Raw genomic sequence first — 16,533 nt, 5'->3', positions numbered from 1 at the left:
GCACCTGCCCGCCAAATAACCATTCGATGTAGCAACAGGGCTGTCCCCGGGTCCCTCGGAATGCTACGTTGGTGACGTTCACTGTGATGAAGCTTGCATGTGGACGGCCAGCCTTCCGAGGTAACAATGAGCTACGCACTCGCCGTAGACGTCGGGACCAGTTTCACGGCAGCCGCCGTGGTTCGCTTTCACCAAGGTCCTTCCGCTGTGCCCGAGTGCCTGCCCCTGGGCGCGCGTGGAGCTTCCATCCCCTCCGTGGTCTACTTCCCGGAGGAAGGCACCGTCCTGGTGGGCGAGGCTGCGGAACGCCGCGGACTGGACTCGCCGGAACGCGTTGCCCGTGAATTCAAACGCCGCATCGGCGACGACGTGCCCATCATCCTTGGCACCCTGTCACTGCAGCCGGAGGACGTCTTCGCCACCGTCGCCCGTTGGGTTGCAGACCGGGCCGCAGAACGCGAGGGCGGTCCGGCGTCGGCCGTCTACCTGACCCACCCGGCCGCCTGGGGCAGCCACCGGCTGTCCGTGATCCGCGAGGCCCTCACCGCCCACGGCGTGCAGAACGTGACCCTCCTCCCCGAACCCGAGGCCGCCGCACTGCACTACGCATCCCAGGTGCGCGTGGAGGAAGGCAGCACCATCGCCGTGTACGACCTCGGCGGGGGCACCTTCGACACCGCCGTCCTTAGGAAGGTCGGCACCAGCCGCTTCGAACTGCTTGGCCGCCCCGAGGGCATTGAAGACCTCGGCGGCGCCGATTTCGACGCTGCGGTATTCAGCTACGTCGCCGCCCATACCGGCAATGCCCTGGCGGACCTTGATGCCACCGATCCCGCGGTCCTCGGCGCCCTGGCCCGGCTCCGGCGCGAATGCGTGGAAGCCAAGGAAGCCCTGTCTGCGGACAGCGAGGCAAGCATTCCGGTGCTCCTGCCGGGCGTGCAGCAGCAGGTCCGCCTGGTCCGTTCAGAGTTTGAGGCCCTGATCGAAGAGCCCGTGCGGGAAACGGTGGATGCGCTCGAACACTCCCTGGCCCAGCTCCACCTTGCGCCGGCGGACCTGTCGACGGTGCTGCTGATCGGCGGTTCGTCGCGGATCCCGCTGGTGGCCCAGGTGGTCTCAGAGGAGCTGGACCGGCCCATTGCAGTGGACGCGGACCCCAAGTCCTCCATCTGCCTGGGGGCGGCCGTGGCGGCGCTACTGGCCCATACCGCAGCAGCCCTGGAAGCGGCGGCACCGGCGGGAACTGAAGCCAAGAAAACCCTTGCGGCAGGGACTGATGCGCGCAGCGAAGGGGCGCCGGCCGTCGTCGTACCCCCGGCCGTGCCACCCGCCCCGACCGGACCGGCGATGCCCAGCTGGTCCCGCAAATATGCGACGGCGGGAGCCGGGCCTGGGCAGGGCGCCGGCCGGCGTGAGTGGCACGGTGGAAGGGGAGCCCATGCACCGAAACCCACCGTCCGCATCACTGCCGTCGCCGCGGCGGCTGCGCTCCTGACGGTCCTCACGGCAACTGCCGCGCAAAGTCCCGACGGCTTTGGAAGCCTGACCGCCATGTTCGTGCCGCAGGCCGGCGCGAGCACGGAGGGCGGCTCCACCGGCCAGGCAACTCCGGGTGCAGGGGCAACACCAACGGTGGATGCGCCCCAGCCACTGGCAGGCATCGAAGCGAGTGTCCGGAAGCCAATCGGGCAGGTACCCGGACTTGACGTATCCGCCTCACCGACCACCCGGCAGGCCTCGGGAGGTGAACTGGCCGTGGGCGGAGCAAAGCCGGGCGGCCCGGCAGCCGCCGGCGGGAATCCACCCCCCGGAGCCAACACGGGTGCAACAGGGACGGGTATCATTCCCGACTCGGCCACCGTGGGTCCGGCAATGCCGCCGGGCACCGCCGAGGCCGTCCCAACAGGCCCCGCCCCCGTTGACACGGCGTCGCCGGACCCTACGACGCCCAGCCCCACGGACACCACCCAGCCAACAACGACGGACCCGGGCACGCCGTCGCCCAGAGGCACCGGCGAACCGTCGGGTTCCGGCACCCCTACCCCTGATCCCGGCACGTCGTCCCCCGGCACCGGGGAAACGACCCCCACCGCGGTGCCCACCACCATGGCGGCCCCGGACCCGACAGGTGATCCCGTCGTTTCCCCTACGGCTGACCTGACGCCCACCCCGGCCGTTGCACCGTCACCCACTCCGGAGGACGCCACCACCAGTCCCAGTGAAACTGCCGTCGCAACAGCCTCGACCACCTCACCGGGGGCCTGACATGGATGGAAACCTGCAGCGGGCAGAGCGGCCCGTACCACTGCACACCGCACCGGACCACCAGGGGCACCCACCCCATGTGGCGGAGTTGATGGCCAAACAGCTGAAAGGCGCGAACGCTGCCCTGCGGGAGCTGCTGCTGGCGCTCTCGGTTGGCTTCGCCCTGCCCGGCCCGTTGCCCGCGGACCTCCAGCACAAGTTGATGAGTGGCACCGTGGAGGACCTCGATTCCCTGGTGGACCGCGCCGAAGCGGCCGGGCTGCTGACACCGGACGGCACGGTGGTAGGGACCGCCCAGCACGCGCTGCTGAGCGCCGCGCCCACCGCCAAAGTCCACGCGCTCCAGCGCGAGCTGGTGACGGTTTTCGCGTCCGCGGGCCAACCACTTGGCAACCTGGCCCGCGAGTTGGCCAGGGGCGGCCTGGCGGATCCCCGGGTGGCTGCGGAACTGGAGCAGGCGGCGGACGCCATGCTCGAAACCGACCCCCGCCTTGCATCGCAACTCTACGAGGAAGCACTCCTGGCAGGCTCCGATCCGCTTGCCTTGGCAGCCCGGCGCGCCCAGGCCGCCGCTGGTGACGGGGAACTCGACGCAGCGGCCCGCATCATCGATGCCCTCCTGGTCAGCCCGGATCCGCCGGACGTGCGCCGCGGAGCCGACGTCGCTGCTGCCGTTTGGGCTCAGCGCGGCATGCTGGCCCGGGGCGCGGACGTGTACAGCTGGCTGGGCCCGGGACGGGTGGGACCCTCCGCCCCGCTCGCTGCCGTCGCCATGATCGGCGCCGGCGACCGGGCAGCGGCGGAGGCCTTCTTCAGGCCTGAGGCTCCTGCGGCCTCGCCAACGCTCCTCGCGGCCGCCCTGGTGCAGACCGGCCAGGGAATCCTCGCATCCCTGGGAGACAAACCGCACCAGGGCATCCCCATCCTGATCCACGCCTCGGACATGCTGAACTCTGCAGGCACAGCCCTTCCGCTGCCCGAAACGCCCGCCGCGCTGGCGGCCCTGCTGGCCCTGCACAGCGGGGAACCGCACCTGGCCGAAACCGTCTGCCGGGCAGCCGCGGCGGCCGGGCAGGGCGGCCATACTGCCCAGCCCCGGCTCCTGCTGCTCCAGGCCTGGGCAGCCATGATGCAGGACAAACTGGAGGACGCCCGGCTGGCGGCCACGGAAGCAGCCAAAGCAAACCATTGGCCGCTGGTCCCGCGCGATGAGTTCATGAGCGCGGCCCTGGAAGTGGGCCTTGCCCGCAGGAACGGCGACGTCCCCGAGCTCATCAGGGCATGGGAACGGGCGCGCGAAGCCATGCTCCACACATCAGTGGACCTGTACAACCTGCTGCCGTGGGGGGAACTGCTGATCGCAGCCGCCAGGCTGCGTGAGACGCGCCGCGTGGCGCAGTACCTGGAGGACGCCTGGAAGCTGTTGGGGCGCTTGGGCGGCCCTGCTCTGTGGGCCGTTCCCCTGCACTGGTCCGCCGTGCAGGCTGCATTGCTGAGCGAAAGCCCGGCCGATCTCGCCCCGCACGCAACAGCATTGGCACGGGCGTCTACCCACAGCCAGCTCGCTGCCGTACTCGCCACGGCAGGCAAGGCCTGGGTCTCCGTGCTGGCCGGCCGCTTCCGGACCGCGGAGGTGGAGGGCGCGGCAAGGCTGCTCGGTGCGGTGGGAATGCCATGGGAGGGTGCCCGGCTCGCCGGCCATGCCGCAGCCCGTGCGGAGGAGCGGCGCGACATGATGCGCCTGCTCTCGTGCGCCCGGGACCTTCATCCGCAGGGGAGCCCCGCCGGCGGAGCGTCTGGGGCAGCGGAAGTGCAGGCCGGCACCGGTGCCGACAACGGAGGCAAAGGGGCCCAGCCGGACGCGTCCGGTTTGAGCGAGCGCGAAAAGGAAGTGGCCAGGCTGGTGCTTGAAGGCAAGACGTACCGGGAGATCGGCGAGGCGATCTACATCTCGCCCAGGACGGCGGAGCACCACATCGCCAGGATCCGGCGCCGGCTGGGGGCGGAAAACAGGTCAGACCTGCTGGCCCGCCTCCGCCTGTCCCTTGGCGTGGAGCATTCCCAGCAGTTGAATCCACAGCAGGAATAACCCTAATACCCCTACGCGCGGAGGTGCTGGCGCCCCGGAACGGCATTCGCGGGTAGGGGGGATGCGCCCGATGCCCTGTCCCCGGCGACGTATCTAGGTTGGAAACACTCGGATACGTTCACCGGATGATCCACAACTCAATGAAGATGTGAGGACCACGCATATGCCAACGCTCGCAAATGACCTTGTCCAGTTCCTCATGCAACTTTTTGGGGACCGGGAAGCGGTCCAGGCGTTCCTGGATAACCCGGAAAGGGCGCTTGAGGAACACGGGCTGGCCAACGTGTGCTCGGCCGACGTTGACGCCGCGATGCCAGTCGTCCTCGACTATGCGCCCATCACCCTCAATGCCCTCTCCTTCGTCCGGGGAAACGCCGGCAGCGTGTGGCACGGGTCCGCAGGTGCTCCCGCCACACACGCCGGAAACGCCCCGGCCATCCACGCCGGCGGGATGGCTGCCGGCTATGGCGGCGCCAACTACGACCACGATGACCACGCCCATGCGGTCCAGCAGCTCCAAAACGTGGTGAACCACTTCTCCTACACCACCCAGACCACCATGCTGGACGACCGGGATACCATTACGGACCAGTCCGTCAACCAGAACATCTGGGCGGATGGGGACGTGGAGCAGTGGTTCGACAACCACGCCGCGGTGGCTTCCGGCGACCGTGCCGTCGCCGCCGGTGACGACGCCGCTGTCCGGGACTCCAACAACGTCAGGGATTCCTACAACACCGACCATTCGACCGATAGCTCCACGGACAACTCCGTCCATGCCGGCGGTGACGTCAGCATCGGCACCGAGGAGACGGACATCTCCGGCTCCTTCAATACTGACCTCGACCTGGACGTGGACGATTCCTTTAACGACAGCCCGGACAATTCCTACCACCCGGACTATTCGGACCATTCCGTCAGTACCGACATGGACCTCGACGCCAGGAACTCGTTCAACGACAATTCCACGAACAGTGCCGTGGATGTGGACGATTCCTTCAACCAGGACAGTTCCATGGCCACGGCAGTGGAAGTCCACGCGGACGACGCCTTCCAGGACAACCCGGCCACGAGCCTCGCGGAGGACAGCCTGGTGGCCGCCGACAACCAACTCGATTTCACGGAGGACAGCTCCACGCACACTGATGTGGACCCGGACAACCATGCGGCCATCGATGATGCAGTGGTTGACGACTCCACCGCGCTGTAACACGCTAGTTCCGTAAGGCGAACCGCCGCGCGGGCGGGCACTGGGCAGGGGGACACGCTGTGGCAGAGGCAGGACCGGCAAGGCCACCGGGGCCCATGACAGCCGGACAGCTGGTGAAGCTCCTGGAACAGGGGCTCCAGCTGGTGGGCGACGGGGACCGCGCTGACCTCCGCCGAAGGCTGGAGCAGGCAATGGCCCGGCTGCAGGACCCCAGCATCAGGGTCATTGTGGTGGGGGAGTTCAAACAGGGCAAGAGCAAGCTCATTAACGCCCTGGTCAACGCTCCGGTCTGCCCGGTGGACGACGACATCGCCACTTCCCTGCCCACCATCGTCCGCTACGGCGAACCGGCTTCGGCCGCCGTCCTGGTCCCCGCGACGGACACCCCTGCCGGGGACGCGCACGGCCTGGCCGCGGAGGACGGCGTGGAGCGCCGTCCCATCGAACTTTCCGACCTGCCGGCCCTTGTCTCCGAGCAGGGCAACCCGGGAAACAGCCGCAACCTCACGGCAGCCGAAGTCTGCCTGCCCCGTCGCATCCTGACCGGCGGCCTCACCATCATCGATTCCCCGGGCGTTGGCGGCATGGGCTCGGCCCACACCCTGACCACCCTCACCGCCCTGCCCACCGCGGACGCCATGCTGCTGGTCTCGGACGCATCCCAGGAGTACACGGAACCGGAGCTGCGGTTCCTGCGCCAGGCCATGCGCATTACCCCCAGCGTGGCCGCGGTCCTGTCCAAGACAGACCTCTACCCGGACTGGCGGCGCGTCGAGGAGCTGGACAGGGCCCACCTGGAGCAGGTGGCACCTGACATCCCGCTGTTCCCGTTGTCGGCCGACCTCCGCCTGGAGGCTTCACGGCTCCAGGACGCCGAGCTCAACAGTGAATCCGGTTTCCCGGACCTGGTGGCCCACTTGCGCAATGAGATCGTGGGAAAGGCCCAGCGCATCCAGCGGCGCTCCGTCAGCCAGGACCTGCTCTCCGTCACCGAGAACCTCCGTCTGTCCCTGCAGTCCGAGCTTGAGGCGCTGGAGAACCCCCGCGGCACCCCGCAGATGCTCGCAGCCCTGGAACAGGCCAAGACGGAGGCGGACGAACTGCGGAAGCGCTCGGCAAGGTGGCAGCTGACGCTCAGCGATGGCATCAACGACCTCATCGCCGACATGGAATACGATCTCCGCGACCGCCTGCGCCGGATCCAGAGGGAAGCCGAGACGGCCATCGACCAGGGCGACCCGGGGCCGGTCTGGACGCAATTCTCCCAGTGGCTTGAGGAATGCGTTGCCGCAGCGGTTTCGGACACGTTCGTCTGGACCAGCGAGCGGTCCCAATGGCTGGCGGCGCAGGTGGCCGAACACTTTGCCGCCGACGAGGTGGCCCTGCCCGTCCTGCATGTGGCGGAGTCCGGGGACGCGCTGGACCCGGTGGACCAGATGCCGGCGCTGGACCCTGGCCGCGTGAACCCCATCCAAAAGGTCCTCATCGGTATGCGCGGGTCCTACGGAGGCGTCCTGATGTTTGGGCTGCTGACCGGCATTTTCGGGATGGCCCTGATCAATCCGCTCTCGGTGGGCGCCGGGCTGCTGCTGGGACGCAAGGCCTACCGGGAGGACAAGGAAACGCGGCTGAAGCGGCGGCAGGGGGAGGCCAAGGCGCTGGTCAGGCGGCAGCTGGACGATGTGACGTTCCAGGTGGGAAAGCAGTTGAAGGACAGGCTGCGCCTGGTGCAGCGCACCATCCGGGACCACTTCACCGAGATCGCCGACGAATACCACCGGTCCCTGTCGGATTCGGTGGCAGCAGCCCAGAAGGCAGCCAATTCCTACGCCCAGGAAAGGGAGGGCCGCATTCAGGACATCAAGGCTGAACTCAAAAAGGTGGATGCCCTGCACCGCGCCGCGGAAGCGGTGTCTGCCGAAGTTTCCGCCTCCGGTGCCCGTTCTGCGGCGGGGGTGGGATGACGGCGTCCACCACGGCCGGAGCCGCAGGCCTGATCCGCGAGGCACTCGAGGTGTATGCCGATGACCCGCCCGCCATCCAGGCGCTGCAGGGCCATGCGCAGCGGTTGGCCGAGCCGTTGAGGATTGCCATTGCGGGAATGGTGAAGGCAGGAAAATCCACCCTGCTGAACGCCATCATCGGCGAGGAAATCGCGCCAACCGACACCGGCGAATGTACCCGGATTGTCACCTGGTACCGGTATGGCCACACACCGCGCATCACCTTGCACCCTGTTGTGGGCGAGCCCCGTAACCTTCCCCTGAAGCGCGCAGACGGCCGCCTGGTCTTCGTCCTCGACGGTGCGCGGGCGGACGAGGTGGAGCGCCTCGACGTCGAATGGCCCTCGCCGGCCCTGCAGGCCATAACCCTGATCGACACCCCCGGGATCGCCTCCCTCTCCCAGGAGGTGTCCGCACGGTCGGTCAGGTTCCTCACTCCGGAGGATTCGGCGTCGGAAGCTGATGCCGTGGTCTACCTCCTGCGGCACCTGCACGCATCCGACATCCGGTTCCTGGAGTCCTTCCGCGACACAGCCGCCGGTCGCTCTGGCACCGTTAATGCGATTGCAGTTTTGTCGCGGGCGGACGAAGTGGGAGCCGGACGAATCGACTCGCTGCTGTCCGCCGGTGCCATCGCGGAACGGTACAGCCGGGACCCCAACCTCCGCAAGCTCGCGCTCGGCGTCGTCCCTGTGGCTGGGCTCCTGGCCCAAAGCGCCCGCACCCTGCGCCAGGCGGACTTCGAGGCCCTCCGGCTCCTTGCCACCATTGATCGAACTGCCCGCGAGAGGATGCTGCTTTCGGCCGACAGGTTCCGCCGCTCGGCGGAACCGCGGGAACTGACCGAAGAGGCCCGTGCGTCACTGCTGGAACGCTACGGACTCTTTGGCATCCGGCTGGCTGTGGTCCTGGTCCGCAACGGGTTTGGCGACCCGACCCCGCTGGCCCACGAACTGGCCAGGCGCAGCGGGCTGGACCCGTTGCTGGAGCTGCTGGACCGTCAGTTTCTGGCGAGGGCAGAGGCACTGAAGGCCAGGACAGCGCTGGCAGCGGTGGAAAGCCTGCTGGCCGGCCGGCCCCGGGAGGGGACCGAACGCCTGGCGGAGTCCCTGGAGCGGCTGCAGGCCAACGCGCACGAATTCCGCGAGCTGCGGTTGCTGGCCGCGCTGCGGACGTCGGGAGTGGAATTGGCCCCGGAGCTTGCGGCGGAAGCCGAACGGCTTATCGGGGGCCTGGGCGCCGAAGCATCGCAGCGGCTGGGCGTGGCGTCCGGCACGGGTCCGGAGGCGCTTGCCGCCGAGGCGCGCTGCGTGCTGGCCCGCTGGCGCAGGGTGTCCGAAAATCCCTTGACTGCGCGGTCGGCCGTGGAAGCCTGCAGGGTGGTGATCCGCAGCTGCGAGGGCGTCCTGGCGGATTGCACCGGCAGCGAAACCGGCACGGCCCGGCAGCCGCAGTCAGCCTAGGGGCCCGCGCTCAGGCCCGGCCGCGCCCGCCCTTGAGCCAGGTTCCGGCAGGGGGAAGGAACAGGAGCACCAGCCCTGCGAGGGCCAGGACCACTCCGGCGCCCCAAAGCATCACGACGTAGCTGCCGGCGGCACCGGCGGGGACCAGGAAGGCGGACGCCAGAAAAAGGACAAGGAGATGGCTGGCCAGCAGCGGAATCAATGTCCAGCGTGCCCATGCCCTGCGGCCCAGCACGGCGGCCAGGACAGCAGCCTCAAGCACCGTCACCAGGAGCAGGGCAACGATGCTGCCCCAGAACACTATGTCCGCCGCGGTTCCAACCGAATCGGCGTCGCGGCCTGCGGCCATGTCCGCCACCACCCCGCGAAGCCGCCGCAGGTTCGAGTCCCGGGCTGCCAAGGACCCCAGCAGGACGGCCAGTCCGGCGGCAAAGCTGAAGAGCCAGAGCGAGCGGGCGGCACGGACGGTCCGCGGCAACGCGGGGCTGGCCGGGATGGGCGGTGGGGCGGAGTGGGACAGGCCGGGCCTTGGTGGGGGAGCGGACAGGCGCCGTTCTTCGCCGCCGGCTGGGGACGCCATCAGCGCTATTTCAGTCCGTCGGCATCGTGTTCGTCGGTGCCGTGCTGGTGCTTCCCGCCGTCCTCCTTGGCCTTGGATTCGAGGTCGTCGCGGAGTTTCCTGAGGCGATCGGCCTCAGCCTGGCTGCGGCGGCGTGCCTCAAGGTTGCGGAGGAATTCCGGGTCATCATCCGGAGCGGTGGGGTGCGGGTAGCTGGGCCGCGGCTGCGCAGAGCCCCGCGGCCGGCCGATCAGCAGCCACAGGAGGGCACCAAGGACGGGCAGGACAATTTGGACGATGATCCACGCGGGTTTCGAAATCCCGCGGGTCAGGCGGCCTTCAGTGCGGATCACGTCCACCAGGCCATACACAAAGATGACGAGGACTGCGACGGCCAAAGCCACACGGAAGAGCATGCCATCAAGTCTATCGTCAGGACGCGCAGGGGCCGCGGGCCGGGGCGGCTAAACTTGAATAGTGGCCTTTTTGAAATATTCCCTGATCCGCCTGGCGATCTTCCTGCCCCTGTTCGTCCTGTTCATGCTCCTGCAGGTCGGGGCGCTAATGGCCGTCGTCTGCGCCGCGCTCATTGCCTTCGCCATCAGCTACCTCTTCTTCCAGAAGCAGCGCGACGCCGCCTCCGCAGCCCTGCAGCACCGGTTCTCGGGGAAGGCCAAGCCGCTGCGCTCCGCCGGAGAGGTCCAGGACGCCAACGCCGAGGACGCCCTGCTGGACGCCAACCCGGACATCACCATCAACAACGCCAAGGGCAGCAGCAAGAAGAACTAGAACCCGTGGCTGAGGATCAATCCCAGTGAGAACAGCACGCTGTAGCCGAGGTTGATCAGGCCGGTCTGCTTCAGCACCGGGATCAGGCTCTTGCGCTTGCGGCCGTTGATCATCAGCCACGCCGGCATCAGGCAGGCCGGAATGAGCAGCAGCACAATCAGGATCCACGGCCGACCCGGTGCCAGGATGACCACCAGCAGGATCGCGACGGCGAGCATCAGGACGTAGCTTTCGCGCGCGTGCTTGTCGCCAAGGCGCACGGCCAGGGTCTTTTTGCCCGCCTGCATGTCCGTGGGAATGTCCCGTACGTTGTTGGCCATCAGCAGCGCAGTGGCGATCAGCCCGGTACCGATGGCCCCGATGACCGCGGAAAGGCTGATGTGCCCGGCCTGGGTGTAGGTGGTGCCCAGGGTGGCCACCAGGCCGAAGAAGACGAACACGAACAGGTCGCCGAGCCCCATGTAGCCGTAAGGGTTCTTGCCGCCCGTGTAGCCCCACGCCGCCATGACGCAGCCCAGGCCCACCAGGATCAGCCACCAGGCCTGGGTGAGGACCACCAGGACCAGGCCGAACACCATGGCCAGCGCGAACGTTCCGAACGCCGCCCACTTGACGTGTTCCGGCTTGGCGGCGCCGGAGCCCACCAGCCGCAGGGGGCCTACCCGGTCGTCATCGGTACCGCGGATGCCGTCCGAGTAGTCGTTGGCGAAGTTCACGCCCACCTGCAGCAGGAGCGCCACCAGCGCAGCGAGGATGGCGTTGGGCAGGAGGAACGAGCCCATCTCATAGGCTGCGGCAGTGCCGATCAGCACCGGCGCGATCGCTGCCGGCAGCGTCCGGAGTCGGGCGCCTTGGATCCATTGGGCGGCTGTTGCCACGGTTAGTACCTCGTGTTGTTTCGGTAAGACGGCTGGATGGAACGTGCGCACCCGCCGCGGTGGTGCAGGTCCACTCTACTTTCCTCCGTGCTGCGTGCTGAGTTCGGCGGTCATGGCGAGCCGGTCCGGCTTTCCGTTCGGCAACATCCGCAGCGCCGGCGCGGTGCGGACCGTTTTGGGCGCCAGCACCCCCAGCTCCTGCTGCCAGCGCTGTTGAAGGGCGACGGCGGGATCCCCTGCCTCCTGCCCGGGTCCGGCTTCAGCGGCGGCTCCACGGCCGGGTGCCAGCGCCACGTAGGCCGCCACCGCCTGGCCCCATTCGGCGGAGGGGACCCCGGCCACGAACGCCGCCGCGACGGCGTCGTCCTGTTCCAGCCGCTCCTGCACGTGACCGGCGGAAACCTTGACGCCGCCGGTGATGATGACGTCGTCGGCCCGGCCCAGCACGGTGAGCCGGCCGTCGTCGTCGATCGAGCCGAGGTCGCTGGTGCGGTACCAGCGCACGCCGTCCTCTTCGAAGAACGTCCCGGTCTCTTCATCAGGGGCTTCGATGTACCCTGCGGCCACGGTGTCCCCGCCCAGCAGGATGCGGCCGTCTTTAGCCACCCGGACGGAGACGCCTTCCAGAGGGTAGCCGTCGTACACGCAGCCGCCGGACGTTTCCGCGGATCCGTACGTGGTGACCACCCGGACTCCGGCATCGCGGGCGGCGGCCAGCAGGGCCGGGGACGCAGGCGCGCCACCCAGCAGGACCGCGTTGAAGCGCCGCAGCACGGCGAGCGTCTCGGGGGAGGGCTGGTCCAGGAGGCGCTGGAGCTGCGTGGGGACCAGGGACGTGAACCGGATCTTGTCCGTCAGTTCCAGCGCGGCCGCGGTGAAGGCCTCCGGGGTGAAGCCGCCGGACATGTCCATGACCCAGGGCCGGGTGCCGGCAAAGAGGGACCGCACCAGCACCTGGATGCCGGCAACGAACTGGACGGGCAGGGCCAGCAGCCACTGGCCCTCGCCCTTGAGCCGCAGCGCGGTGGCCATCGAGGAGGCCGCCAGGCACTCCACGGTCAGCAGGGTTGCCTTGGGTGCCCCGGTGGACCCGGACGTGCGGACCACGGCCACGGCGTCGTCACAGCCGGGGGTCTCGACGTGCCCAACGATCAGGCCGCCGTCCGGGCCCACGGACAGTTCGACGGCGGGGCCCTCGCCATGGAGGGCGGCCGCGAGGGCCTTCAGGGCCGGTTCGATGTTGAGCCGACCGCCGTGGCCCGTCCTGGGTGAGGCTTCGCTGTTCATTGCCGTCCTGCCTTAGAAGTAGTGCGGGAAGCGTGACCAGTCGGGGTCGCGTTTTTGCAGGAAGGCCTCCTTGCCCTCCACGGCTTCGTCCGTCATGTAGGCCAGCCGGGTGGCTTCGCCGGCGAACACCTGCTGGCCCGCCAGTCCGTCGTCGGCCAGGTTGAACGCGAACTTCAGCATGCGGATGGCCTGCGGGGACTGCCGTGCGATGTCCGCGGCGTACTCCAGTGCCACCTCCTCCAGGCGTTCGTGGTCAACGGCCTCATTGACCGCGCCCATGCGGACCATGTCTTCCGCGGAATATTCGCGGGCCAGGAAGAAAATCTCGCGGGCCGTCTTCTGGCCCACCTGCCGGGCCAGGAGCGCTGATCCGTAGCCGGCGTCAAAGCTTCCCACCGTGGCGTCGGTCTGTTTGAACTTGCCGTGCTGCCGGGACGCTATGGTCAGGTCTGACACGACATGCAGTGAGTGGCCACCGCCGGCCGCCCAGCCATTGACGACGGCGATGACCACCTTGGGCATGGTGCGCATCAGCCGCTGGACCTCAAGGATGTGGAGCCTGCCTGCACGGGCGGGGTCGATGGTTTCCTGGGTCTCGCCGTCGGCGTACCGGTAGCCGTCCCGGCCCCGGATCCGCTGGTCGCCGCCGGAGCAGAAGGAGTGGCCGCCGTCCTTGGGGGAGGGGCCGTTGCCGGTGAGGAGCACGGTGGCCACGTCGGGGGTCATCCGGGCGTGGTCCATGGCGCGGTAGAGCTCGTCAACGGTCCCCGGCCGGAACGCGTTGCGGACCTCGGGCCGGTTGAATGCGATCCGGACCGTTGGCAGGTCACGTACCCAGCCGCCGTCGGAATCCCGCTCCACCTGCCGGTGGTAGGTCATGTCCTGGAAGTCCTCGAAGCCGGAGACCACCCGCCAGCGCGTGGGATCGAAGACGTCGGACACCGGGGCGGGGATCTGGTTGCTCACCGTCCAAGTCTAGTAATCGTGCTTAGCTGATGCAGAACTCGTTGCCCTCGGGGTCCGCCATGGTGTGCCAGGAATGCGGTCCCTGCCGAGCAGACCAAAGGAAGGAAGCCCCGCGTGCCTCGAGTTCGCGCCGCACCTCATCCTTGTCCCTGCCGTCCAGCCGGACGTCCCAGTGCACCCGGTTCTTCACCGTTTTTCCCTCGGGTGCGGTCTGGAACAGGATGCGCCGCTGCGGATCCTTGGCCTCAATCTCTTCCGGTGGCCGGATGGCGGCGCCGTCCTTCCACACCAGGTTCCCGCGGTGCGTCATAGTCTGGTTTTCGGTGGCGTAGCCCTGCTCGATCATTGTGCGGATGAAGGCTGCGTCCTGCGGTTCCACCGCCCACTGCAGGGTTTCGGCCCACCAGTCGGCCAGTTCGTGCGGGCTGGCGGAATCGACGACGATCTGGATGTTCAGTCCCATCCGTCCACGGTACGGGCGGCCGGCTCGTTGGGGAAGGTCCCGTGCGGGTGCTCAGGCCTGGACGTTCTGCATCTGGTTGATCAGCTCCGGCGGGATGGCGTACACCAGGACCACGGCCAGCAGGTTCTTGGCGGCATGGACGAAGTAGGAGAACATCACGTTCTTCCCGGTCCACATGTAGACGAACACCAGCGTGGCGCCCATCGCCAGGTAGGGGAGCAGCGCAGTCAGGGTCACCGCCTCCTGGCCCACGATATGGAGGGCCGCGAAAAGCGCCACCGAAAGCGCACAGCAGATCCAGATGTTCACGCGGCGGGACATCTTCCCAATAAGGAGGTGGCGGAAAATATACTCCTCCACGAACGGGCCCACCACCACCAGCAGTGGAACCATGAGCCATGCCGGGACCTGCTGCATCAGTGCCTGCAGCCCTGCCTGGTTGGCCGAGGTTTCAACCTGCCCGTTGGCTGCCACCACCACGGCGGTGAGGATCATCATGGCGATGACGGCTGCCGGCACCATCAGCAGCGTGAACCATGGCCGGGTTGCCAGGACCTTGAGGTCCCTGACCACCACTCTGCGGGCCGCCAGGAGCGCCAGTATTCCCACCGAGGCATAAAACAGCAGGTTCACGGCGTAGGACGCCGCTGCCGGGGATGGGGCGATCTGCCGAAGCAAGGGCGCGAGCACGTTGCCGGCCACCGCGAAGAAGCCGGCGATGGCAACGTAGAGGCACAGCGTGGCCAGGTCCAGCGGGGAAAATCGGTACAGCTGCGGCTGCGGGGCGGGCGGTAAGCGGTGGGCTGTGGCCATGCCTCCAAGCCTATCGCCGGGGGCGGCCGTGTAGTGCGCGTCACGTACCACCCCACACCGTCTTGTAAGATGGTCAGGCCGCGTGAAGCTTCGGCAGTTCGGCCGATTCACCCTCACATCTGCTGGTCCCCAGGCCTAAAGGCCGAATTTTGTGAGCTTGATCATACGTAGACCGGATGCGGCCAACCCCCAACCCACAAGGAACAGTTGTGCCTCAAAGTACCCCCACAGAACTAAAGAACAGCGCGGCGCCATCCTCCGCCGTCGACCCCTCCCTCAGCGCCGAGGGATACAAAAAGACGCTTGGCCGACGCCACGTCACCATGATCGCCATGGGCGGCGCAATCGGCGTCGGCCTCTTCATGGGCGCCGGCGGACGCCTTGCCTCCACCGGCCCGGCCCTGATCTTCTCCTACGCCATCGCCGGCGTCATCGCCTACCTGCTCATGCGGGCCCTGGGCGAGCTCATCATGTACCGCCAGACCTCCGGATCGTTCGTCAGCTACGCCGGCGAGATGTTCGGCAAGAAGGGCGCCTTCCTCTCCGGCTGGATGTACTTCATCAACTGGGCCATGACCGGCATCGCCGAGCTCATCGCGATCGGCCTGTACTTCCAGTTCTTCTTCCCCAACGTCCCCGTTGAACTGTCCGCCATCGCAGCGCTGGTGCTGCTGGTGGCCGTGAACCTGTTCAGCGTGAAGGCTTTCGGTGAATTCGAATTCTGGGCTTCCGTCCTGAAGGTCGCCGCCATCGTCATCTTCCTGGCCGTGGGCACCTTCATGGTGGTCACCAACGCCAAGGTGGGCGGGGGCCACGCATCGGTGAACAACCTCTTCGCGGCCGACGGCGGCATGTTCCCCAAGGGCGCCCTGGTGATGATCCTGGTCCTGAACGCCGTGATCTTTGCCTACAACGCCATCGAGCTGGTGGGCATCACCGCGGGCGAGATGCAGAACCCGGAACGCGAAGTTCCCAAGGCGATCCGCGCCGTCGTCCTCCGCATTGTCGTGTTCTACGTCGGCTCCGTGACCTTGCTTGCCATGCTGCTTCCCTCGGACCAGTACCATGCCGGCACCTCCCCGTTCGTCACCGTCTTCGGCCAGATGGGCTTGGGCTGGATGGGCGATGTCATGAACATGATCGTCATCACCGCTGCACTGTCCTCGTGCAACTCAGGCCTGTACTCGATCGGCCGGATCTTCCGGACCATGGCCAACAACGGCCACGCCCCGCAGTGGCTGACCCGCATGTCCACCCGCCACGTGCCCTACGCGGCGATCCTGGCCATCGGCGGCGTCTACCTGGTGGGCATCCTCCTCAACATCTGGCTGGGCGGTTCCCACGCATTCGACCTCGCCCTGAACACCGCCTCCATCGGCGTGATCTTCACCTGGGGTTCCATTTTCGCCAGCCAGATCGCGCTGCGGAAGAAAAAGGGCAACGTCTCCAGCCTGCCCATGCCGGGCTCGCCCTGGACCAGCTGGGCCGGACTCGTCGCCCTGCTCGTCATCACCGTGCTCATCGGCTTCGACACCATGACCAGCAAGGACGGCGAGGTCTTCTACCTGGGCCTCTGGACGCTGGCCACCATTCCGTTCTTCGCCGTGGTCCTTTGGCTGGGCTGGCAGAAGGTCAAGGACAACCAGCCCAAGAGCGAGCTCTTCAGCTAGGTTTTTCCGGACTGCGTTCGACGGCGGGCCGACCCCTTGGAGGGGCGGCCCGCCGTCGGCGTTTCCACAGGGTGCCGG

At 67.7% G+C, this 16,533-nt stretch carries 14 protein-coding genes; 7 read left to right on the top strand and 7 right to left on the bottom strand.

Annotated features, from left to right (window positions below; genetic code table 11):
- The first annotated feature begins 126 nt into the window (after positions 1–126).
- From PV772_RS14685 to PV772_RS14665, 5 genes are all read left to right on the top strand, one after another.
- Positions 127–2,265, top strand: coding sequence for an Hsp70 family protein (locus PV772_RS14685; protein WP_347886627.1), 2,139 nt, complete (start codon positions 127–129; stop codon positions 2,263–2,265).
- 1 nt (position 2,266) lies between these two features.
- The gene (locus tag PV772_RS14680; protein ID WP_347886626.1) at positions 2,267–4,354 is read left to right on the top strand and encodes a LuxR C-terminal-related transcriptional regulator; all 2,088 of its coding nucleotides are present in this window, start codon (positions 2,267–2,269) and stop codon (positions 4,352–4,354) included.
- Between the two features lie 163 nt (positions 4,355–4,517).
- A complete protein-coding gene (locus tag PV772_RS14675; protein WP_347886625.1) occupies positions 4,518–5,564 on the top strand; it encodes an IniB N-terminal domain-containing protein in 1,047 nt (348 codons plus the stop codon).
- Between the two features lie 95 nt (positions 5,565–5,659).
- A complete protein-coding gene (locus PV772_RS14670) occupies positions 5,660–7,528 on the top strand; it encodes a dynamin family protein (protein ID WP_347886624.1) in 1,869 nt (622 codons plus the stop codon).
- Complete coding sequence (locus PV772_RS14665) at positions 7,525–9,030, top strand: dynamin family protein (RefSeq protein ID WP_347886623.1); 1,506 nt, start codon at positions 7,525–7,527, stop codon at positions 9,028–9,030. Before PV772_RS14670 ends, PV772_RS14665 begins: the two co-directional genes overlap by 4 nt.
- Before the next feature lie 10 nt (positions 9,031–9,040).
- Here PV772_RS14665 and PV772_RS14660 read toward each other — a convergent pair whose 3' ends face one another.
- Both PV772_RS14660 and PV772_RS14655 read right to left on the bottom strand, forming a co-directional pair.
- Positions 9,041–9,610 (bottom strand): hypothetical protein, encoded by a 570-nt coding sequence (locus PV772_RS14660; RefSeq protein WP_246839845.1) that lies wholly within the window; start codon positions 9,608–9,610, stop codon positions 9,041–9,043.
- Between the two features lie 5 nt (positions 9,611–9,615).
- Entirely contained in the window at positions 9,616–10,005 is a 390-nt protein-coding gene (locus PV772_RS14655; protein WP_347886622.1) for a PLD nuclease N-terminal domain-containing protein, read from the bottom strand.
- A 61-nt stretch (positions 10,006–10,066) separates the two neighbouring features.
- On the opposite strand from PV772_RS14655, the gene PV772_RS14650 reads away from it, so the two are divergent.
- Complete coding sequence (locus PV772_RS14650) at positions 10,067–10,378, top strand: DUF4229 domain-containing protein (RefSeq protein ID WP_347886621.1); 312 nt, start codon at positions 10,067–10,069, stop codon at positions 10,376–10,378.
- Here the strand turns inward: PV772_RS14650 and PV772_RS14645 are convergent.
- The 5 genes from PV772_RS14645 to PV772_RS14625 form a co-directional block, all read right to left on the bottom strand.
- A complete protein-coding gene (locus PV772_RS14645) occupies positions 10,375–11,256 on the bottom strand; it encodes a 1,4-dihydroxy-2-naphthoate polyprenyltransferase (protein ID WP_141182387.1) in 882 nt (293 codons plus the stop codon). The genes PV772_RS14650 and PV772_RS14645 overlap by 4 nt on opposite strands.
- Before the next feature lie 75 nt (positions 11,257–11,331).
- Positions 11,332–12,543 (bottom strand): AMP-binding protein, encoded by a 1,212-nt coding sequence (locus PV772_RS14640; protein WP_347886620.1) that lies wholly within the window; start codon positions 12,541–12,543, stop codon positions 11,332–11,334.
- Positions 12,544–12,555: 12 nt separating this feature from the next.
- Complete coding sequence (locus tag PV772_RS14635; protein WP_043452376.1) at positions 12,556–13,509, bottom strand: 1,4-dihydroxy-2-naphthoyl-CoA synthase; 954 nt, start codon at positions 13,507–13,509, stop codon at positions 12,556–12,558.
- A 22-nt stretch (positions 13,510–13,531) separates the two neighbouring features.
- Positions 13,532–13,972 (bottom strand): VOC family protein, encoded by a 441-nt coding sequence (locus PV772_RS14630; RefSeq protein WP_307359571.1) that lies wholly within the window; start codon positions 13,970–13,972, stop codon positions 13,532–13,534.
- Between the two features lie 51 nt (positions 13,973–14,023).
- Complete coding sequence (locus tag PV772_RS14625) at positions 14,024–14,785, bottom strand: lysostaphin resistance A-like protein (protein ID WP_347886619.1); 762 nt, start codon at positions 14,783–14,785, stop codon at positions 14,024–14,026.
- 209 nt (positions 14,786–14,994) lie between these two features.
- Between PV772_RS14625 and PV772_RS14620 the strand changes: the two genes are divergently transcribed.
- Positions 14,995–16,455, top strand: coding sequence for an amino acid permease (locus PV772_RS14620; RefSeq protein WP_141159452.1), 1,461 nt, complete (start codon positions 14,995–14,997; stop codon positions 16,453–16,455).
- Positions 16,456–16,533 lie beyond the last annotated feature (78 nt).

Source organism: Pseudarthrobacter sp. CC12 (assembly GCF_039907755.1).
In the GTDB taxonomy this organism is placed as follows: domain Bacteria; phylum Actinomycetota; class Actinomycetes; order Actinomycetales; family Micrococcaceae; genus Arthrobacter; species Arthrobacter niigatensis.
Note: the sequence above shows the minus strand (reverse complement) of the source record. Positions and strands in the feature narration are given on the sequence as shown.

Coding starts and splice junctions, on each gene's coding strand:
- PV772_RS14685 (WP_347886627.1), top strand. CDS start 127: ATGAGCTACGCACTCGCCGTAGACGTCGGGACCAGTTTCACGGCAGCC.
- PV772_RS14680 (WP_347886626.1), top strand. CDS start 2,267: ATGGATGGAAACCTGCAGCGGGCAGAGCGGCCCGTACCACTGCACACC.
- PV772_RS14675 (WP_347886625.1), top strand. CDS start 4,518: ATGCCAACGCTCGCAAATGACCTTGTCCAGTTCCTCATGCAACTTTTT.
- PV772_RS14670 (WP_347886624.1), top strand. CDS start 5,660: ATGACAGCCGGACAGCTGGTGAAGCTCCTGGAACAGGGGCTCCAGCTG.
- PV772_RS14665 (WP_347886623.1), top strand. CDS start 7,525: ATGACGGCGTCCACCACGGCCGGAGCCGCAGGCCTGATCCGCGAGGCA.
- PV772_RS14660 (WP_246839845.1), bottom strand. CDS start 9,610: ATGGCGTCCCCAGCCGGCGGCGAAGAACGGCGCCTGTCCGCTCCCCCA.
- PV772_RS14655 (WP_347886622.1), bottom strand. CDS start 10,005: ATGCTCTTCCGTGTGGCTTTGGCCGTCGCAGTCCTCGTCATCTTTGTG.
- PV772_RS14640 (WP_347886620.1), bottom strand. CDS start 12,543: ATGAACAGCGAAGCCTCACCCAGGACGGGCCACGGCGGTCGGCTCAAC.
- PV772_RS14630 (WP_307359571.1), bottom strand. CDS start 13,972: ATGGGACTGAACATCCAGATCGTCGTCGATTCCGCCAGCCCGCACGAA.
- PV772_RS14625 (WP_347886619.1), bottom strand. CDS start 14,785: ATGGCCACAGCCCACCGCTTACCGCCCGCCCCGCAGCCGCAGCTGTAC.